Below are 17,988 nucleotides of genomic sequence, written 5' to 3'. Positions count from 1 at the left end.
AACGATGCTTTTCCTCGCGCTCAAAGCCCTGATTTCCGGGATCCTGATCGCGGCAGCCTCGACGCTCGCCAAACGCTACCCGGGGTTCGGCGCACTGGTCGCTTCGTTGCCGCTGGTGTCGGTACTGGGGATGATCTGGCTGTGGGGCGAGAAACCGGACGCGGCCAACATGGCAAGCCACGTCGGCGCGACCTTCTGGTACATCCTGCCGTCCTTGCCGATGTTTATCGTGATGCCGGCGCTGTTGCGGAGCGGGGTGGGGTTCTGGCCGACGCTGGGGCTTGGCTGTGCGCTGACGATCGCGCTGTACGCCGGGATGGTCGCGATCGCGCCGCGCTTCGGCATCGGGTTGTAAATCGGGCGGTCCTTCGGCGACGTCTTCGGGCCACGGCAAATATGTACGCGCGCTGTCGGTCGTGTTCAGCATCGATACCGGCGCTGCGTCCCATAGCGGTGATCAAGCCCGATCGACGGGCCGAAAGGACAGATTATGAAGATCGCGCACATTCTCGCTGCCGCAAGCCTGATCGCCGGCATCGGCGTCTCGACCACCGCATCGGCACAGGATTATCGCGGCGATCGTGGTCGGTACGATCACCGCTATGACGATCGCCGTGGCGATCATCGCGGCGATCACCGGAACTGGCGTGGCGACCGTCGGGGCGGCGACCGCTATTATGGCCGCAATCGCCGGCACGATGGATACAACAACCGCGGACGCAACTGCCGGACCGACTGGCGTAACCATCGCCGCGTGCAGATCTGCCGCTGATCCGGCAAGGAAGGGGCGCCCGAGCGCCCCTTCCACTCTACTCGGCGCGCCGGGAGCGATGTAACCTTTACGTCATAAAGTCTTCACGGCATGGATGAGCACGATCGGGTATTGGACCCGATCCTGCGGCGATCGGGTCCATCGTCCTTTCCAGGCGCAGCCGTTTGTTCAATTCCACCGTCTTCCCCTTTGCGCCGCCGGCGCCGGTCTATCCCGTCGGACGGTCGCACGCCGGCCTGATCCCGGGTAGCTGGCTGGTCGTCGGCGCTGCGATGAGTGCCGCCTGCCTTGCCGCATTGTTGTTCGACACCGGCATCACGATCGATCCCACCGCGCCGCGCACGCTGATCTATCTCGGGGTGTTTGCGCTTGCCCTCAGCCTGCGGATCATCTTCCGCGCCCCGAACAACCCGGCACAACGCGTCATCCGCGACGTCGGTGAAACCTTTGGCCTGTTCACCGCCGTGTCGCTGATGGGTGCGGTCGCAACCTATCCGATCGCGGCGGAGACCAACGGGACGATCGACGGGGTTCTTCAACAGATCGACGTCGCGCTCCATTTCGACTGGCTCGCCTGGTATCAAGTGGTTGCAGACCACCGTGCGCTGCAGATCCTCGGTGCGGCGGCGTATCAGAGCATCTATGTCAGCCCGGCGATCATTCTCGGATATTGTGCCTGGGCGGACAAGCGGGCGGCGGCCCGCGGGCTGATCGCAAGTTTTTGGGTGGCGGCGGTCATCGCGCTCTGCCTGTTCCGCTGCTGGCCGGCTTATGGCCCGTTTGCGATGCTATGGCATGGCCCTGCCCCGTACATGACCGAGAGCGGTCTGTATGAATCGCAACTGGTACCATTGCTGCGCGCGCATGTGATGCGCGAGGTCGATCTGGGTGCGTTGCGTGGACTGGTCGAGGCACCGAGCTTCCATACGGCCAGCGCTGTCCTGTACATCGTCGCGGCGTGGCCGTTCGCACGGATCCGCAAGCCGATCGTGATCGTCAATGTGGCGATGCTGCTGGCGACCCCAGTGGAGGGCACGCATTATCTGGCGGATATGCTTGCCGGTGCGTCGGTTGCGCTGATAGCGCTGGCAATCGTCACCGTAGTGCGGCGGCGGCTGCCCGGTTCGATGACCAGACAGCCCGCCCGGCGTTAGGCGTGCTCGACCGCCATCAGCGCGTTGTCGGCATATTTGGGATCGCTCGGCGAGAACAGCTCGCTGACCTGAAAATTGCGGTCCACGAGTGCTAGATCAACGAGGCCGATCAGCTTGAAGGTCCCGACCTTGAACTCGCGCGGCGGCTTGCCCTCGCGCTCCAGCACCACGCCGTCGACGTACATTTCCCCGTGCCGGGTGAAGATGATGTGCGGCGCCAGCACGATCGGCAACTTGTTGTAGGTCGCGGTCAGGCACTTCTTGCGAACGATCGCCTCGAAGACCGTTGGGACAGGCCCGGTCGGCATTGCGGTTTCGCCCTGTTCGTCGGGATATTTCATGACAACGTTGTACCAAAAATGGTGCGTTGCAGCAAGTAACGTTCGGATCTCGAAATGGGATCCGCGCCGAACGGAATTTGGCATGCGCCCGGTTGCCTATGTCCGCCATCTGCGCCGCGACGCACCGGACCGGAACCGCCGCGCATACTACCCGTTGCGCGTGGGAAGGAGATTGGCATGACGGATCAGGTCGAAATCGAACGCAAGTTCTGGAAAGCGCTGCGGTCGGACATGACGATGATGCTCGGGCTTGTCGGGGTCGACGAGGGGCACACCCGCCCGATGACCGCGCAGCTGGACGGCGATGAGGATCGTGGCCCGATCTACTTCTTCTCGTCGAAGGAAACCGAACTGGTCGCGGACCTGAGGAATGGCGCACGCGCGGTCGCGACGTTCGCATCGAAGGGCAATGATATCTTCGCGGCGGTTCACGGTACGCTCACGCTGGATGACGATCGCGCGACGATCGACCGGTTGTGGAATCGCTTCGTCGCGGCGTGGTTCGAAGGCGGCAAGGATGACCCCAAGCTGCAACTGATCCGGCTGGACGCCGAACGCGCGCAGATCTGGGTCGACGCCTCCAGCATGGTCGCGGGCGTCAAGCTCCTGCTCGGGATCGATCCCAAGGAGGATTACAAGGACAAGGTCGCCGAGGTGTCGCTCGGTTGACACGACAGACAACGCGCGTCGCATCGCCAGACACGGCGCCAATGACGGACGGCCTGCCCCTCCCCCGCCGCTATGCCGCGATCGCGACGCTGTGTCTCGGCACGGCGCTGATCATCATCGACGGCGGGGTGGCCAACATCGCGCTGCCGACGATCGCGCGCGATCTGGGGATCGACCGGTCTGCGGTCGTGTCGGTCGTGACGATCTACCAGTTGATGCTGGTGATGCTGTTGCTGCCGTTCGCCGGTCTTGGCGAGCGGATCGGGCTCAAGCGTATGTACCAGATCGGGCAGCTCGTCTTTGCGGTCGCGACGCTGTTGTGCTTCTTTGCGAAGAGCCTTCCGTTCCTGCTGATCGTCCGCGCCGTGCAGGCGATCGGGGCGGCGGCGGCATTGAGCGTGTCCTCCGCGCTGATCCGGTCGACCTATCCGTCCAACCAGTTGGGCAGCGGGCTCGGCATCAACAGCGCGATCGTTTCCGCAGGCGCGGCGCTCGCGCCGTCGTTGGGCGGGTTCATTCTCGGGGTCGCGCCGTGGCCGTGGGTGTTCGCCAGTGCGGTGCCTTTCGCGATCGGATCGCTGCTGCTCGGACGTGCGCTTCCCGATACGCCGCCACGCGATACGCCGTTCGACGTCATCGGCGCGGTGATGTGCGCGGCGATGTTCGGTCTCGTCATCGGCGGGCTCGAAAGCGCGGTGCATGGCGATAGTCCGGTCGTTTCCGCCGCGATCGTGCTGACGGGCGTCGCGGTCGGCATATTGTTCGTTCGTCGCGAGAAAGGCGAACGCGATCCGATCCTGCCGATCGACCTGCTTGCGCGCCCCGTGCTGCGGTTGTCGGTGGTGGGAGCCTATACCGCGTTCATCGCATCGATGACGCTGATCATCTCAATGCCTTTCCGGCTGCAGAGCGAGTTCGGCTTCACGCCGACCGAGATGGGGCTGCTGATGGCCCCCTGGCCGCTGACCAACATCGTCGTCGCGCCGCTGTCGGGCTGGCTGTCGAGCCGTATCCCGGCGGGCGTGCTTGGCGGGATCGGAATGGCGATCTCGATCGTCGCGCTGGTGCTGATCGCCTATATGCCACCGCACCCAAGCCATTTCGACGTCGTGTGGCGGATGGCGCTGTGCGGCGCGGGGTTCGGGACGTTCCTGCCGCCCAACGCACGGCTCATCATCGGCAGTGCGCCGCGCGAACGCGCCGCGGCGGCGGGTGGCCTCGTCTCGACCACGCGATTGCTCGGCCAGACGACGGGTGCGACGCTGGTCGCGGCATTGCTCGCGCTCGGGATCGGCGGCGGGGCGACCCCGCCGCTGGTCGCCGCCGGGCTCGCCTTCGTCGCGGGGCTGTGCAGTCTTGCGCGGTTGCGTCCGTCGATCAGGACGCCCGCGACCGTTGAAGCAGCCGACGTCCAGCCCGCCAGTTCGGTTCGCTAAAGACCGTTCAGCGACGCATTGTCGCCCGGGATTACACCTCCGACTGCGTTAACCAACTAAATCACTGTGATCACGATTTGGCACGCCTCATGCTAAGAGGAAGATGCTCGGAGTATTGAGTTAGTATCTTGATACTAAAGAATGATTTCCATTCCGAGTAAACAGGGAAAGGAAATGCCATGCGTATTACCAACACACTTAAGGCCGTTGCCGTCGCTGCAGTACTGACCGCCGCAACCCCGGTCCTTGCAGCCACGACGTTCAGCACGAACTTCGACAGCACCAATTTCGGCCCCGGGGCCGGGTTCACGACGCTGTCCTCGTACGAAGGCTGGACGGGCGGCGCCAACGGGATCGAAGTTCAGTATAACAACGTTGCCGGCGCACCATTCTCGGGCGCGAACTTCGTCGAGCTCGATACCAATGCCAACAGCTCGATGAGCCGGATGATCGACGCCGGCAGCTACATCCTGCGCTACTGGTATTCGGATCGCCCCAATGTCCCGGCGAATTCCAACGGCATCAGCGTCCTGCTCAACGGGTCGTCGGTGTTCACGTCGGCGGGTGGCGCTGGCGGTGCCAACACCAACTGGTCGTTGCAGACCTTTGCCTTCACCGCCGCTGCACCGACCACGCTGACCTTCGCAGCGCTGGGCAGGAGCGACTCGCTCGGCGGGTATATCGACAGCGTGTCGCTGTCCGCGGTGCCGGAACCGATGACCTGGGCGATGATGATCACGGGCTTCGGCATGATGGGCGTCGCGCTCCGCAATCGCCGGGCCGCGGCCAAGGTCACCTACGCCTGATCGATCGACGCATTTGAAAGCAGGGCCGTCAGCCACCAGGCTGGCGGCCCTGCCGATTCTGGCGTCAGAACACCGCCTTGCCGTCGCCGCCGAGCATCGCCTTGCGGACGAGCGGGATCGGCGGGCCACCGAAGCTTAGCAACTGGTCGTGGAACGCCTTCCACCCTGCCCGCCCGCCATGCGTCGCGGTCCAGTCGGTGCGGAGCTTGCGGATCATCAGCTTGCCCATCGTGTAGTTGAGATACGCCGGATCATAGGTGCCGCGCGCGGACTGCTGTTTCGCGTTGCCCTCGTCCTGGTAGCATTGCTCGACGAACATCTTGCGCGACTGTTCCTGCGTCATCCCCTGTGCGTGGAGCCCGATTGCGGAGAGATACCGACAATCGCGCAGCAGCGCGTTGGACAACTGCCCGACATGCGTCTCAGGGTCACCGTCGTGGAGCCCGGCTTCCCACATCATTTCCTCGGCATAATGCGCCCAGCCCTCGGCGAAGGCGTAGCCGACGAACAGCCGCCCGAACAAAGAGGGTGACGCGTTGGCGTGGCGGAACTGGAGGAAATGCCCGGGCATGACTTCATGCACCGAGGTGAACAGCAGGTCGTTCTTGCCGGGGATGAACCCGTCCTGCTCGGCCTTGCTCCACGAGGGGTCCGGCGGCGAGATGTAATAGACCGAGGGGATGCCCTTCTCGAACGGCCCGGGCGGGTCGATATAGGCGGAGTTCTGTCGGTTGTACGGCGGGCTTTCCTCGACCAGCGCCTGTTCCTGGTCGGGGATGGTGACCACGTCGCTCTTGAGCACGAACGCGCGCAGTTCGGGGATCTGCTTGCGCGCCTCCGCAACCGGATCGTCGTTGATCGGCTTGTTGGCGTTCATCTTGGCCATGCACGCGGGCACACTCGCGCCCGGGGCGAACTTGGCGCACGCCGCGACCAGCGCCTGCTGGTTGCGCAGCATGTCCGCGCGCCCGGCGGCTTCAAGCGTTGCGAGCGGCACGTCGACGCCCTCGGTTTGCTTGATCATCCGCGAGAACTTGTCCGCGCCGAGCGCAAAGTCCTGCGTCGCCGATCCGCGCTGGCCTTCCAGCCATGTGCCGAGATCGTGCATCGATTTGGACGCCGCGGTCGCCGCCTTGTCGAACTCTTCCTGCAAGGCGGGGCTCTTCACGTCGGCGAACGCCTTCTTGGCGTCGCCGGTGTAATAGTCCCCGAACCCGTTGAACGCCGCGACCCCGAAGTTGATGTAGCTGAGCGGCAGCGGTGCCTTGAGGTTCTCGCGGATCTGCGCGGTGGCGGTGGGGATCTTGCGCAGGAACGACACCATTGCGCGCATCCGCGTCGGCGCATCCGCGTAATTGCGCGCGATATAGACGTTGGGGTCGAGCCCGGCGTTGACGTACCAGGACGGATTGCGATGCGGGAAATCGGCATCCTCGAGCCAGAACAGCTTCCCCGAGGCGACCGTCACCAGATAATCGCGCTCGAACGCGGCCTGCTTGTCGAGCTTGGCGGGATCGAACGCCTTGGCCTTGGCGATCGCGTCACGCAGGAAGTCGCCCTGGCGTTTCAGGCCAGCGGGAGACCAGTCACCGAGGCCGCCATCGTAATCGTGGCGGCCCTGATAGACGGCATCGGCGGGCGAGACCTTGAACCAGTCCTCGATGAAGGTATCGCGAAAGCTCTTCCAGTCGGTCGTCGGCAACGCGGTCAGTGCGATCGCCGTCGATTTCGGGGCCGGAGCCTCCGCGGTACAGGATGCGACAGCGAGCGCCGCTATGCCTGTCAGCCAAATATTCCGCATTCCAGCTCCTTGATCGGTCTTCGGGGCGGATTCGTCCGCGGCGGCAAGCTGACAGTTTGGAACGTCCGGCGCCACCCCTGCGACGGAACGCGGCGCGCCACGCGTCGTTCTGATACCCGTCATCAAAGCTGAGGATGTTCCCATGCCCTATATCAAGACACGCGACGGCACCGACCTTTACGTCAAGGATTGGGGCAGCGGACGTCCGGTCGTCCTCGTGCACGGCTGGCCGCTCAATGCCGACAGTTGGGACGCGCAGGCAATGGCGCTCGCCGACGCGGGTTTCCGTGTGATCGCCTACGATCGCCGCGGGTTCGGCCGGTCAGGCCAGCCGTGGAGCGGTTATGACTATGACACGCTGACCGACGATCTCGCGGACGTGCTGGAGCAGACGGGTGCCGCGGATGCCACCATCGTCGGCTTCTCGATGGGCGGCGGCGAAGTCGCGCGCTACATGAGCCGGCATGAGGGCAAGGGTGTCGTCGCAGCCGGTCTGATCGCATCGGTGGTGCCCTACATGCTCCAGACCGAGGACAATCCGCACGGCGTTCCGGAGGAAAAGCTTGCAGCGATTGCCGAGGGGATCGGGAAGGATCGCTACGGTTTCTTCCAGACGTTCATGAAGCAGTTCCTCGGCGTCGGGTTCATTTCCTCGCCGGTCAGCAGTGAGACGGTCGATTGGGCGTGGTCGCAGACCAATCTGGCGGGGTTGAAGCCGATCCTGGCGTGTGCGCAGTCGTTTGGCCACACCGACTTCCGGCCTGATCTTCCTGCGTTCCGCGTGCCGACGCTGATTATTCACGGGACGAGCGACCAGACCGTCCCGATCGATGCAACCGCGCGTCGGGCGGCTGAGGGCATCGCGAGTGCGCAACTGGTTGAGTATGAGGGCGCGCCGCATGGTCTTACGATTACTGACAGCGACCGGTTCACGAATGATCTGCTGACGTTCCTGGGGCGGTAAGCTCCCTTTATCGCCCCTCCCCTTCAGGGGAGGGGATGGGGGTGGGGGGAGCCTCGCAGAGACCCTGCCGGATGGCGGGCGTGCTGCACGGCCCCACTTCAACCCCTCCCCTGAAGGGGAGGGGCTTTTAGGTTGCGATTACCCATCTTTGGCGACGGCTCCTGGCGCTTCCGTGCCTCGCCCCTCCCCTGAGGGGGAGGGGTTTTTAGGTGGCGGTTACCCATCTCCGTCGAGATGCTCCCGCCGCTTCTGTTCTTCGCCCCTCCCCTTCAGGGGAGGGGTTGGGGGTGGGGGAAGCCTCGCAGAGACCCTGCCGGATGGCGGGCGTGCTGCACGGCCCCACTCCAACCCCTCCCCTGAAGGGGAGGGGCTTCTAAGTAACACATGGCGTCAGTTAAGTGGGACGATCACTTCGTCCTGATGCACGACACCCAAATCCTTGCGCGCGAGTTCGTCGGCCAAGTCAGGATCGGCATGGCGCGGGTCGAGCAACGCGACCCGGTTCTTCAATTCATTGCGATTGCGGTCAAGCGACGCCAGTTGCCGCTGCTTGACCGCAAGCTGCCGCTCGACATCGCCATACGCCAGCGCGCCGTTCGGGCCAAAGATTGCGTAACCGCCGAAAAACAGCCCGACGATCATCAACGCCGCCGGCGCGACGGCGCGGCGGAGCATCATTCGGACATTGGAGCGGCGCTTGATCACGGTCGCGATTCTCGCGCATCGCGACTCGTGGATCAAGGTGTATTTTCAGGAAATTTTATACCCGCAGGATCGACCGCCCGGCATAGAGCGCAGCACCCTCCAGCTCCTCTTCAATGCGGATCAGCTGGTTATACTTCGCGAGCCGGTCCGAGCGTGCTAGGCTGCCCGTCTTGATCTGACCGCAGTTGGTGGCGACCGCGAGATCCGCGATCGTCGAATCCTCGGTTTCACCCGAACGATGCGACATCACCGCGGTGTAGCCCGCACGGTTGGCCATCGACACCGCCTCGAGCGTCTCGGTCAGCGTGCCGATCTGGTTGACCTTGACCAGCAGCGAGTTGGCGAGACCGTCCTTGATCCCCTGCCCGAGCCGCTTTGGGTTGGTTACAAACAGATCGTCGCCGACCAGCTGGACCTTGTCGCCGCACAGGTCGGTGAGCGCCTTCCAGCCCTCGAAATCGTCCTCGCCCATGCCGTCCTCGATCGAGAAGATCGGGTAGCGCCGCGCGAGATCGGCGAGATACTCGGCCATTTCATGGCTGCTCAGGCTCTTGCCCTCACCCGAAATCTCATACTTGCCGTTCTTGTAGAATTCGGTCGCCGCGCAATCGAGCGCGAGCATCACGTCTTCGCCGGGCTTGTACCCGGCGGTCTCGATCGAGCGCAGGATGAATTCGATCGCCTCGTCGTTCGACGCGATGTTGGGCGCGAAGCCGCCCTCGTCGCCGACCGAGGTCGACAGACCCTTGTCGTGCAGGCCCTTCTTGAGCGTGTGGAAGATTTCCGACCCGCAGCGCACCGCCTCGAAAATCGTCGATGCGCCCACGGGCACGATCATGAATTCCTGAAAATCAATAGGATTGTCAGCGTGTTCGCCGCCGTTGATGATGTTCATCATCGGCACCGGCAGGACATGAGCGGCAACCCCGCCGACATAGCGGTACAGCGGCAGGCTGCGCGCATCCGCCGATGCCTTGGCCACCGCAAGCGAGACGCCGAGGATCGCATTCGCGCCCAGACGGCTCTTGTTGTCGGTCCCGTCGAGCTCGATCATCGTGTGGTCGACGTCGCGCTGGTCCTCGGCTTCGAGCCCGAGTACCGCGTCGGCGATTTCGCGATTGACCGCCTCGACCGCCTGATCGACGCCCTTGCCGCCCCAGCGGCTCTTGTCACCGTCGCGCTTCTCGACCGCCTCATGCGCGCCGGTGGAGGCGCCCGAGGGAACCGCGGCGCGGCCGAAGCTGCCGTCCTCGAGCATCACATCGACTTCGACGGTGGGATTGCCGCGGCTGTCGATGATCGTGCGAGCATGAATGTCGATGATTGCGGTCACGGAACGATCCTTCTACCGATTTGGGAATGGGGTCGCGGCTGCCTCTATCGCCTAAGCCGGGTATCGGCAAATCGTGTGTGCGCGATGGAACTAGGCGCGGCCCGGACCGCTTTATTGTCGAAGTGCAACTATTGGAGGGCATATACGATGGCCACGACCCCGAATTCGCCGAACGGCAACCCTGGCGCGACCAGCAGCGAGAAGATCGACGCAGCGACCGGTGCCGCCAAGGACGCCGCAGCGTCGGTGCGCGATGAGGCCGGCAAGATCGGCAGCGGCGCCGCACAGATGTTCAAGGACAGCACCGACAAGCTCGGCAAGGAAGTCGTCGACCGTGCGAAGACCTACGCCGCCGACGGCAAGGAACGCGCCGGGACCGCACTCGACGAGATCGTCCAGATGATCAACGATGCCGCTGGTACCGTCGATGAAAAGCTCGGCTCGCAATATGGCCAATATGCCCGCACCGCAGCCGACAAGGTCCAGGGGTTCTCGGAAGGCTTGAAGGCCAAGGAACTCGACGATCTGATCGAGGACGCGCGCGGCTTCGTCCAGAAGAGCCCTGCGATCGCGATCGGTACTGCCGCCGCGCTCGGGTTCGTGCTCGTTCGCCTGATCCAGTCGGGTCTGGCGGTCGACAGCGACACCAAGGCCTGATCGCAGCGTGACGGAGCCCGCGATGAGGGATTTCGTGAACGAAGCCAGCCCTGCCCCGGCGGATGATGGCATCATGAGCTTGCTGTCGCGGGTCGTGTCCGACGCCGAGCAGGTTGCGCGTGCCGAGATCGACCTGCGCAAGGCGAAGCTGTTCGCCAAGGTAGGTGCCGCGAAGGCGGGGGTCGTGATGATCCTCGTCGCCGCGGTGTTGGGGTTGCTCGCGCTCATTGCCCTGGTGGTGGGCGTGCTGATGATCCTGACGCCGCTGGTTGGGCCGATCTGGGCGACGGTGATCGTCGTCGGCGTATTGCTCGTGCTGGCCGGGGTGTTCGCGATGATCGGGATCGGGCGGTTCAAGACGATGTCGGCCCCTGCCGGAGACGCAGCATGACCACCGACGAAAGCCCGGCGGTCATCGCCGCACAAGCCCGCGCCGCGGCGGCGCGCGCGCAGCTTTCGAGCACGTTCAGCGCGCTGCAACGGCGCACGAACCCGCAGACCTTGGCATCGGATCTCGCTGCCAATCTGAAGGTTCGTGGCACGGATGCGGTCCACGGCGCGGTCGGTACCGCACGCGAGAACCCGGTCGCTGCCGGGATCGGGGTCGTGCTGACCGGGCTGTTCCTTGCACGCGGGCCGATCTTCCGGCTGTTCCGCCGCAAACCCGACCGAATGAAACGCTAATTGTATTCAGGAGAAGATGAAGTGACTGTAGCAGAAACCCTCCACTCCGGTGCCACCGCTGCCTCGGACAAGGCACGTCATGCGCTCGAAACCGCCCGTGACGGTGCGGGCAAGGCGCTCGAAACCGCACGCGATGGTACCGAGCGTGCGGTCGAGACCGTGCGTGACAGCACCGGCAAGGCCGTCGAGGCCGTGCGCGAAGGCGCTGGCAAGGCGATCGACACCACGTCGCACGCAGCGCACGATCTTGGCGAGCGTGCCGCCGCCGCAATCGAGAAAAGCCCGCTGGGCGTGCTTGTCGGTGGTCTAGCGCTCGGGATGCTGACCGGCTCGTTGCTGCCGCGCACGTCGGGCGAAGCACGCCTGCTCGCTCCAGTCGGACGTCGCCTGACGGACACGGCCAAGGGTGCCGTGGATGCGGCCAAGGACACCGCCCGGTCCGAATTCGACGGTCTCGGCCTTTCGCGCCATGCGGCGAAGGACCAGGTCGGCAAGTTGCTCGGCGGCGTGATCAACGCACTGGCCGCAGCGGGCACCGCCGCAATGACCGCGAATGCCGCCCAGGCAGAAACGGCCAAGGCTGATGCGACCAAGTCCGGACAGGGTTCGACGCCATCGGGCAACACGTCTGCAACGTCGACGCAAGCGAAGCCGCAGGGCGACGCGAAATCGGGTACGTCCACCAATTAATCCGCGATCGAAGGTTCCCGAAGCGGCAGCGCGTGCCTATGAGAAGCGCGACCCTGCTGTCTTCGGGAACCTGATATCATGAGCAAGCTTCACCTAGTCTTCGGCGGCCGCGTCCGTGATCCGCGCGGAGTCGACTTTGTCGATACCGCGTCGATCGAAATCGTCGGTGTCTATCCGGATTATGCGAGTGCCGAGAAGGCGTGGCGCGCCGCGGCGCAGCGCACGGTCGATGATGCAGAGATGAAATTCGTCGTGGTGCACCTGCACCGTCTGCTGGAGCCAGATCTGCTCAAGCCAGGCACCGCTGCCTGAATCAAAAAAGGCCCGCCATGCATCTGCACGGCGGGCCTTTTTGTTAGATGAACTCGATCTTCGAGACGACGTAGTAGCGATCGCCCGACGGAACGGTCACTTCGACCTCGTCATCGAGCTTCCGCCCGATCAGCGCACGCCCGAGCGGCGAATTGTACGAGATGCGACCGCCCTTGGCGTTCGCCTCGGTCTGGCCGACGATCTGGTAGGTGACGGGCTTGTCGTCCTCGTCCATCAGCGTGACGGTCGCGCCGAACACGACCTTGTCGCCCGACAGGTCGCGCGGATCGATGACCTGTGCCCGCGCCAGCTTGTCCTCGATATCGCTGATCGACGCCTCGATCTGGCCCTGACGCTCCTTGGCGGCGTGATATTCGGCGTTTTCCGAAAGGTCGCCATGCGCGCGCGCCTCTTCGATCGCATCCACGATCGTCGGGCGTTCCGCCTTCAGCCGTTTCAGGTCTGCATTCAGCGTTTCATAGCCTTCCTGCAGCATCGGCATCTTTTCGACGGTAGCCATCCCTTAAACCCTTTGTCTTCGAACAATCCCTTATCAAGCGAACCCTCCGGAGAGGGCCCGCCCGCACTGTTTCAATATGTCGGGATCAATGGTGCGAAGAGGAATAATAGGATTGTAACGGTCGCACTTCAAGACTGCGCGTCGAAAGCGCGACGATTGCCTGTGCCGCCTCGACGCTTGCGGGCGCCGTGGTGAAGTAGGGAATCTTCAACTGCAGCGCCGAGGCGCGGATCGGTTGCGAGTCCTTGAGGCTCTGCCAGCCTTCCGTCGTGTTGAAGATCAGCGCGATCCCGCCGTCCTTGATCCGGTCGACGATATGCGGCCGCCCCTGCGCGACCTTGTTGACGCGCTCGACCGGCACGCCCTGCCCCGCGAGATAATCCGCGGTGCCGCCGGTCGCGACGATCGTAAAGCCATGCTCGGCCAGCGCGCGCACGCCCGGCAGGATCACCGGCTTGTCGGTATCCTTGACGCTGACGAACACCGCGCCCGCCTTGGGCAGGATCGTCCCCGCGCCAAGCTGCGACTTGGCGAAGGCGAGCGTGAAATCGGGGTCGATCCCCATCACCTCGCCCGTGCTCTTCATTTCGGGCGACAGCACCGGATCGACGCCGGGGAAGCGGTTGAACGGGAACACCGCTTCCTTGACCGCGTAATAATCGATGTGGCGATCGATCAGCGGCAGGTTGGCGAGCTTCTCCCCCGCCATCACGCGCGCGGCGATCTTGGCGATCGGCGCGCCGATCGCTTTGGCGACGAACGGCACGGTGCGGCTGGCACGCGGGTTGACCTCGATGAGATAGACCTGCCCGCCCTTGACCGCGAACTGGATATTCATGAGCCCGACGACCGACAGCGCCTTGGCGAGCGCGGCGGTCTGCTTCTCGATCTCGGCAATGATCGCGGGCGTCAGGCTGTACGGCGGGATCGAGCAGGCGCTGTCGCCCGAATGGACCCCGGCTTCCTCGATATGCTGGAGCACGCCAGCTACGACGACATCGGTGCCGTCCGAGATGGCGTCGACATCGACTTCGATCGCATCGCGGAGATACTGGTCGATCAGCACCGGCGAATCGCCAGACACCTGGACCGCGGTCTGGATATAGTCGTCGAGCTGAAGCGGCCCGTCGACGATCTCCATCGCGCGCCCGCCGAGCACGTAGCTCGGGCGCATCAGCACGGGGTAGCCGATCCGCTCGGCGACCGCGATCGCCTCGTCACGGCTGCGCGCGATGCCGTTGGCGGGCTGGAGCAGGCCGAGCTTGTTGATGAGGGCCGCGAACCGCTCGCGGTCCTCCGCCAGGTCGATCGCGTCGGGTGAGGTGCCGAGGATCGGGATCCCCGCGTCCTGGAGCGCCTGCGCGAGGTTGAGCGGGGTCTGCCCGCCGAACTGGACGATCACGCCGACCAGCGTGCCGTTCTGCTGTTCGACGTGGAGGATCTCGAGCACGTCCTCGGCGGTCAGCGGTTCGAAGTAGAGGCGGTCGGACGTGTCATAGTCGGTCGACACCGTCTCCGGGTTGCAGTTGACCATGATCGTCTCATAGCCCGCATCCGCAAGCGCGAAGCACGCATGGCAGCAGCAATAATCGAACTCGATCCCCTGCCCGATCCGGTTCGGCCCGCCACCGAGGATGACGATCTTGCGCCGGTCGGTCGGCTGGCTCTCGCACTCGGGCTCGCCGAAGCTCGGGGCTTCGTAGGTCGAGTACATGTACGGCGTCTTGGCGTTGAATTCCGCCGCGCAGGTGTCGATCCGCTTGAACACAGGGCGCACGCCAAGGCGGTGCCGCAGCGCGCGCACTTCGGCCTCGGTCACGCCGCCGGTCATCGCGACGATCGCATCGTGGACCAGCCCCGACCCACGCGCGATGCCGCGGGCGTTTCCCCGCAAATTCGCTGATTTCAGAGCGAGATAGGCGAGACGCTTGTCACTGAACCCCATCGACTTGAGGCGGCGCATGCCCGCAGCGTCGATCGGCAGGCCGTTGCCGCAGATCTGCTCCTCGGCTGCGACGATCTCGGCGATGCGTTCGATGAACCACGGGTCGAACTTCGCCAGCGCATGCACTTCGGCGACGGTGAAGCCTTCGCGCAGCGCCTGGGCTGCGACGAGCAACCGGTCCGGCGTCGCGATCGCGAGCGCGGCCTCGATCTCGGCGCGCGGGGCACCTTCGAGGCGGTCGATCATGTTGAAGCCCGACAGCCCGGTCTCGAGCCCGCGGAGCGCCTTCTGCAGGCTCTCGTGGATGTTGCGGCCGATCGCCATGACTTCGCCGACCGACTTCATCGCGGTCGACAGCACGGCTTCGGCACCCTTGAACTTCTCGAATGCGAAACGCGGGATCTTGGTGACGACGTAATCGATCGTCGGCTCGAACGACGCAGGGGTCGCGCCGGTGATGTCGTTCATGATCTCGTCGAGCGTATAGCCGACCGCCAGCTTGGCGGCGACCTTGGCGATCGGGAAACCGGTCGCCTTGGACGCGAGCGCCGACGACCGCGACACGCGCGGGTTCATCTCGATCACGATCAGGCGGCCGTCCTTGGGGTTAACCGCGAACTGAACGTTCGAACCACCTGTTTCGACACCGATTTCACGCAGGCAAGCGATGCTCGCGTTGCGCATGATCTGATATTCCTTGTCGGTCAGCGTCAGCGCGGGCGCGACGGTGATCGAATCGCCCGTGTGGACGCCCATCGGATCGATGTTCTCAATGGAGCAGATGATGATGGCGTTGTCGGCGCGGTCGCGCACGACTTCCATCTCATATTCCTTCCAGCCGATCAGCGATTCCTCGATCAGCACTTCGGTCGTCGGCGAGGCGTCGAGCCCCGAGCGGACGATCGTCTCGAATTCCTCGCGATTGTACGCGATCCCGCCGCCGGTGCCGCCCATCGTGAAGCTCGGCCGGATGATCGACGGAAGTCCTGTCCGTTCAAGCACTTCGAACGCTTCGGTGAGGCTGTGTGCGATGCCGGAGCGCGCGCTTTCGAGACCGATCTTGGTCATCGCGTCGCGGAACTTCATCCGGTCCTCGGCCTTGTCGATCGCCTCGGCATCCGCCCCGATCATCTCGACGCCGTACTTTTCTAGCGTGCCGTCGTTGAACAAGGCGAGCGCGGTGTTGAGCGCGGTCTGCCCGCCCATCGTCGGCAGGATCGCGTCGGGGCGCTCCTTCTCGATGATCTTGGCGACGATCTCGGGCGTGATCGGCTCGACATAGGTCGCGTCCGCCAGCTCGGGATCGGTCATGATCGTGGCGGGGTTCGAGTTCACCAGGATGATGCGATAGCCATCTTCCTTGAGCGCCTTGATCGCCTGCGTGCCCGAATAATCGAACTCGCACGCCTGCCCGATAACGATCGGCCCCGCGCCGACGACGAGGATCGAGGAGATGTCGGTACGTTTTGGCATTAGTGTGCTTGTCCGGTTTCTTCGGTGTCTTCTTCGTCGTCGGTGCCGTCCTCGGACGTGCAGCCCCAGCCGTCATATTCGACGCCGTAGGCCATTTCGATCTGGACGCACTTGCGCGTCAGCGCGCGGATCGAGGTTTCGTCCGCCGCCTGTTCGCGACCGAGGAACAGGCACATTTCGCCGTCCTCATCCTCTTCGCGCTCGATCACTTCGAAGCCGAGTTCCTCGGCATCCGCCTCGAGCTTGTCGAGCGCAGCGTCATCGCCGCGGAAACTTACGTCGACCGGGCGGACGAGATGCGCGATGTCGCCGCTTTCCTTGAGGTTGGCGAGCACGTCCTTGTCGGCGGCCCATTCTTCTTCGAGCCGGGCGGGCGGGACTTCTGGGAGGTTCATCATGCCGGTGCTTTCAGAGATGAGACGAATTTCTCGAACAGATACAGGCTGTCCTGCGGGCCGGGGCTCGCTTCGGGGTGGTATTGCACGCTGAACGCGGGGCGGTCGGTGAGTTCGATCCCGGCGTTCGAGCCGTCGAACAGCGAGACGTGCGTCTCGCGCGCGGTCGGCGGCAGGGTGGCGCGCTCGACCGCGAAGCCGTGGTTCATCGAAGTGATCTCGACTGCGCCGTCGCTGAGGCGCTGGACCGGGTGGTTGGCGCCGCGGTGGCCCTGGAACATCTTGGTCGTGCTCGCGCCGACCGCGAGCGCGAGGAGCTGGTGGCCGAGGCAGATGCCGAACAGCGGCTTGCCGGTGTCGAGCAGCTGGCGGATCACGGGTACGGCGTATTCGCCGGTCGCGGCGGGGTCGCCCGGGCCGTTCGACAGGAAGATGCCGTCGGGCGCGAGCGCCATGATCTCGTCGAAGCTTGCCTGCGCGGGGACGACCGAGACGTTCGCTCCGGCGTGCGCTAGGTTGCGGAAGATGTTGCGCTTCGAGCCGTAATCGATCGCGACGACGTGGGGGCGCGTCTTCTTAAGCCCCTCCCCTTCAGGGGAGGGGTTTGGGGTGGGGCTGTCCTGTGCAATCGCGGGGTCGGTTGGCTGCACGGCCCCACCCCCGGCCCCTCCCCTGAAGGGGAGGGGAGAAGAAGTGTCATAGCCTGCGCCGAGCTTCCACACGCCGCCATCCCAGCCATAATGCATCTCGGTGCTCACCCCGAGCGCGAGGTCCATGCCCTCGAGCCCCGGCCACGCGCGCGCCATCTCGAGCAGCTTGGCAACGTCGAACACGCCGTCCGGCGCATGCGCGATCACGCCATTGGGTGCGCCGCCGTTACGGATCCGGCGCGTCAGCGCGCGCGTGTCGACGCCCGACAGGCCGATTCGCCCGTGCTTCGCCATCCACGCGTCGAGTCGCTCGGTGCTGCGAAAATTGCTCGGCTCGGTCACGTCCTCGCGCACGATCATGCCCAAGGCGTGCGGATCGTTCGCCTCGACGTCGTCGGCATTCGCGCCGACGTTGCCGATATGCGGGAAGGTGAAGGTGATCATCTGGCCCGCAAAGCTCGGGTCGGTCATGATTTCCTGGTAACCGGTCATCGCGGTGTGGAAGCAGACTTCGCCGACGGCGACGCCTGCCGCGCCGAAGCCCCTGCCCCACACGCATTCGCCGGTGGACAGCACCAATACGCCGGTAGCTCCGTCGGGCACAGTCATGGGATTGGCGTCGGCCATTGCGGCGGGCACTCCGTTTTTCGTTTCGATGTCGCTAAGCGCCGGGAGCTAGAG

The 17,988-nt window shown here is 64.5% G+C and carries 20 protein-coding genes; 12 read left to right on the top strand and 8 right to left on the bottom strand.

Annotation, left to right across the window (positions count from 1 at the left end; all coding sequences use genetic code 11):
• Positions 1–4 precede the first annotated feature (4 nt).
• The 3 genes from AC3WJR_RS05505 to AC3WJR_RS05495 all read left to right on the top strand — a co-directional run bounded on the left by AC3WJR_RS05505 (position 5) and on the right by AC3WJR_RS05495 (position 1,926).
• Positions 5–355, top strand: coding sequence for a DUF3147 family protein (locus AC3WJR_RS05505; protein WP_492722964.1), 351 nt, complete (start codon positions 5–7; stop codon positions 353–355).
• A gap of 135 nt (positions 356–490) precedes the next feature.
• A complete protein-coding gene (locus AC3WJR_RS05500) occupies positions 491–772 on the top strand; it encodes a hypothetical protein (RefSeq protein ID WP_354281533.1) in 282 nt (93 codons plus the stop codon).
• Between the two features lie 164 nt (positions 773–936).
• Positions 937–1,926 carry a phosphatase PAP2 family protein gene (locus AC3WJR_RS05495; protein ID WP_492722962.1) on the top strand — a complete coding sequence of 330 codons (990 nt, stop codon included), beginning with the start codon at positions 937–939 and terminating at the stop codon, positions 1,924–1,926.
• On the opposite strand, the gene AC3WJR_RS05490 is transcribed toward AC3WJR_RS05495, so the two are convergent.
• Positions 1,923–2,267 carry a hypothetical protein gene (locus tag AC3WJR_RS05490; protein ID WP_354281537.1) on the bottom strand — a complete coding sequence of 115 codons (345 nt, stop codon included), beginning with the start codon at positions 2,265–2,267 and terminating at the stop codon, positions 1,923–1,925. The genes AC3WJR_RS05495 and AC3WJR_RS05490 overlap by 4 nt on opposite strands.
• A gap of 177 nt (positions 2,268–2,444) precedes the next feature.
• Between AC3WJR_RS05490 and AC3WJR_RS05485 the strand changes: the two genes are divergently transcribed.
• The 3 genes from AC3WJR_RS05485 to AC3WJR_RS05475 all read left to right on the top strand — a co-directional run bounded on the left by AC3WJR_RS05485 (position 2,445) and on the right by AC3WJR_RS05475 (position 5,178).
• The gene (locus AC3WJR_RS05485) at positions 2,445–2,936 is read left to right on the top strand and encodes a pyridoxamine 5'-phosphate oxidase family protein (RefSeq protein WP_492722960.1); all 492 of its coding nucleotides are present in this window, start codon (positions 2,445–2,447) and stop codon (positions 2,934–2,936) included.
• Positions 2,937–2,977: 41 nt separating this feature from the next.
• Positions 2,978–4,372: an MFS transporter gene (locus AC3WJR_RS05480; RefSeq protein WP_492722958.1), complete on the top strand. Its 1,395-nt coding sequence runs from the start codon at positions 2,978–2,980 to the stop codon at positions 4,370–4,372.
• A 179-nt stretch (positions 4,373–4,551) separates the two neighbouring features.
• Positions 4,552–5,178, top strand: a complete 627-nt coding sequence (locus tag AC3WJR_RS05475) for a PEPxxWA-CTERM sorting domain-containing protein (RefSeq protein ID WP_492722956.1) — start codon at positions 4,552–4,554, stop codon at positions 5,176–5,178.
• Between the two features lie 64 nt (positions 5,179–5,242).
• Here AC3WJR_RS05475 and AC3WJR_RS05470 read toward each other — a convergent pair whose 3' ends face one another.
• Positions 5,243–6,979 (bottom strand): DUF885 domain-containing protein, encoded by a 1,737-nt coding sequence (locus AC3WJR_RS05470; RefSeq protein ID WP_492722954.1) that lies wholly within the window; start codon positions 6,977–6,979, stop codon positions 5,243–5,245.
• Positions 6,980–7,121: 142 nt separating this feature from the next.
• On the opposite strand from AC3WJR_RS05470, the gene AC3WJR_RS05465 reads away from it, so the two are divergent.
• A complete protein-coding gene (locus tag AC3WJR_RS05465) occupies positions 7,122–7,943 on the top strand; it encodes an alpha/beta fold hydrolase (protein WP_492722952.1) in 822 nt (273 codons plus the stop codon).
• A gap of 390 nt (positions 7,944–8,333) precedes the next feature.
• Here the strand turns inward: AC3WJR_RS05465 and AC3WJR_RS05460 are convergent, their stop codons facing one another.
• Positions 8,334–8,621 carry an FtsB family cell division protein gene (locus AC3WJR_RS05460; protein WP_492722950.1) on the bottom strand — a complete coding sequence of 96 codons (288 nt, stop codon included), beginning with the start codon at positions 8,619–8,621 and terminating at the stop codon, positions 8,334–8,336.
• A gap of 82 nt (positions 8,622–8,703) precedes the next feature.
• Positions 8,704–9,981 (bottom strand): phosphopyruvate hydratase, encoded by a 1,278-nt coding sequence (eno, locus tag AC3WJR_RS05455; protein WP_354281551.1) that lies wholly within the window; start codon positions 9,979–9,981, stop codon positions 8,704–8,706.
• 147 nt (positions 9,982–10,128) lie between these two features.
• Between eno and AC3WJR_RS05450 the strand changes: the two genes are divergently transcribed.
• The 5 genes from AC3WJR_RS05450 to AC3WJR_RS05430 all read left to right on the top strand — a co-directional run bounded on the left by AC3WJR_RS05450 (position 10,129) and on the right by AC3WJR_RS05430 (position 12,324).
• Positions 10,129–10,638: a hypothetical protein gene (locus AC3WJR_RS05450; RefSeq protein ID WP_354281553.1), complete on the top strand. Its 510-nt coding sequence runs from the start codon at positions 10,129–10,131 to the stop codon at positions 10,636–10,638.
• Positions 10,639–10,672: 34 nt separating this feature from the next.
• Positions 10,673–11,029 carry a phage holin family protein gene (locus tag AC3WJR_RS05445; protein ID WP_492722947.1) on the top strand — a complete coding sequence of 119 codons (357 nt, stop codon included), beginning with the start codon at positions 10,673–10,675 and terminating at the stop codon, positions 11,027–11,029.
• A complete protein-coding gene (locus AC3WJR_RS05440) occupies positions 11,026–11,322 on the top strand; it encodes a DUF3618 domain-containing protein (protein ID WP_492722945.1) in 297 nt (98 codons plus the stop codon). The genes AC3WJR_RS05445 and AC3WJR_RS05440 overlap by 4 nt, the downstream gene beginning before the upstream one ends.
• A gap of 21 nt (positions 11,323–11,343) precedes the next feature.
• Positions 11,344–12,012 carry a hypothetical protein gene (locus AC3WJR_RS05435; protein WP_492722943.1) on the top strand — a complete coding sequence of 223 codons (669 nt, stop codon included), beginning with the start codon at positions 11,344–11,346 and terminating at the stop codon, positions 12,010–12,012.
• Between the two features lie 78 nt (positions 12,013–12,090).
• On the top strand, positions 12,091–12,324 hold the full coding sequence (locus tag AC3WJR_RS05430; protein WP_010163956.1) for a DUF4170 domain-containing protein: 234 nt from the start codon (positions 12,091–12,093) through the stop codon (positions 12,322–12,324).
• Between the two features lie 43 nt (positions 12,325–12,367).
• On the opposite strand, the gene greA is transcribed toward AC3WJR_RS05430, so the two are convergent.
• The 4 genes from greA to carA all read right to left on the bottom strand — a co-directional run bounded on the left by greA (position 12,368) and on the right by carA (position 17,934).
• Complete coding sequence (greA, locus tag AC3WJR_RS05425) at positions 12,368–12,844, bottom strand: transcription elongation factor GreA (RefSeq protein WP_242186948.1); 477 nt, start codon at positions 12,842–12,844, stop codon at positions 12,368–12,370.
• A gap of 85 nt (positions 12,845–12,929) precedes the next feature.
• Entirely contained in the window at positions 12,930–16,262 is a 3,333-nt protein-coding gene (carB, locus tag AC3WJR_RS05420) for a carbamoyl-phosphate synthase large subunit (protein ID WP_492722940.1), read from the bottom strand.
• Positions 16,262–16,657 carry a ribonuclease E inhibitor RraB gene (locus AC3WJR_RS05415; RefSeq protein ID WP_492724175.1) on the bottom strand — a complete coding sequence of 132 codons (396 nt, stop codon included), beginning with the start codon at positions 16,655–16,657 and terminating at the stop codon, positions 16,262–16,264. Before AC3WJR_RS05415 ends, carB begins: the two co-directional genes overlap by 1 nt.
• Positions 16,657–17,934: a glutamine-hydrolyzing carbamoyl-phosphate synthase small subunit gene (gene carA, locus AC3WJR_RS05410; RefSeq protein ID WP_492722938.1), complete on the bottom strand. Its 1,278-nt coding sequence runs from the start codon at positions 17,932–17,934 to the stop codon at positions 16,657–16,659. Before carA ends, AC3WJR_RS05415 begins: the two co-directional genes overlap by 1 nt.
• Positions 17,935–17,988: the final 54 nt, after the last annotated feature.

This window comes from Sphingomonas sp. FW306-05-A, assembly GCF_058782275.1.
The sequence above is the reverse complement of the archived record's forward strand: the minus strand, read 5'-3'. Positions and strand labels throughout refer to the sequence as shown.

What these genes read in the sequence shown, in the direction of transcription:
- AC3WJR_RS05505 (WP_492722964.1), top strand. Translation starts at nt 5, where the DNA reads ATGCTTTTCCTCGCGCTCAAAGCCCTGATTTCCGGGATCCTGATCGCG.
- AC3WJR_RS05500 (WP_354281533.1), top strand. Translation starts at nt 491, where the DNA reads ATGAAGATCGCGCACATTCTCGCTGCCGCAAGCCTGATCGCCGGCATC.
- AC3WJR_RS05490 (WP_354281537.1), bottom strand. Translation starts at nt 2,267, where the DNA reads ATGAAATATCCCGACGAACAGGGCGAAACCGCAATGCCGACCGGGCCT.
- AC3WJR_RS05485 (WP_492722960.1), top strand. Translation starts at nt 2,445, where the DNA reads ATGACGGATCAGGTCGAAATCGAACGCAAGTTCTGGAAAGCGCTGCGG.
- AC3WJR_RS05480 (WP_492722958.1), top strand. Translation starts at nt 2,978, where the DNA reads ATGACGGACGGCCTGCCCCTCCCCCGCCGCTATGCCGCGATCGCGACG.
- AC3WJR_RS05475 (WP_492722956.1), top strand. Translation starts at nt 4,552, where the DNA reads ATGCGTATTACCAACACACTTAAGGCCGTTGCCGTCGCTGCAGTACTG.
- AC3WJR_RS05470 (WP_492722954.1), bottom strand. Translation starts at nt 6,979, where the DNA reads ATGCGGAATATTTGGCTGACAGGCATAGCGGCGCTCGCTGTCGCATCC.
- AC3WJR_RS05465 (WP_492722952.1), top strand. Translation starts at nt 7,122, where the DNA reads ATGCCCTATATCAAGACACGCGACGGCACCGACCTTTACGTCAAGGAT.
- AC3WJR_RS05460 (WP_492722950.1), bottom strand. Translation starts at nt 8,621, where the DNA reads ATGATGCTCCGCCGCGCCGTCGCGCCGGCGGCGTTGATGATCGTCGGG.
- AC3WJR_RS05450 (WP_354281553.1), top strand. Translation starts at nt 10,129, where the DNA reads ATGGCCACGACCCCGAATTCGCCGAACGGCAACCCTGGCGCGACCAGC.
- AC3WJR_RS05440 (WP_492722945.1), top strand. Translation starts at nt 11,026, where the DNA reads ATGACCACCGACGAAAGCCCGGCGGTCATCGCCGCACAAGCCCGCGCC.
- AC3WJR_RS05430 (WP_010163956.1), top strand. Translation starts at nt 12,091, where the DNA reads ATGAGCAAGCTTCACCTAGTCTTCGGCGGCCGCGTCCGTGATCCGCGC.
- greA (WP_242186948.1), bottom strand. Translation starts at nt 12,844, where the DNA reads ATGGCTACCGTCGAAAAGATGCCGATGCTGCAGGAAGGCTATGAAACG.
- carB (WP_492722940.1), bottom strand. Translation starts at nt 16,262, where the DNA reads ATGCCAAAACGTACCGACATCTCCTCGATCCTCGTCGTCGGCGCGGGG.
- AC3WJR_RS05415 (WP_492724175.1), bottom strand. Translation starts at nt 16,657, where the DNA reads ATGAACCTCCCAGAAGTCCCGCCCGCCCGGCTCGAAGAAGAATGGGCC.
- carA (WP_492722938.1), bottom strand. Translation starts at nt 17,934, where the DNA reads ATGGCCGACGCCAATCCCATGACTGTGCCCGACGGAGCTACCGGCGTA.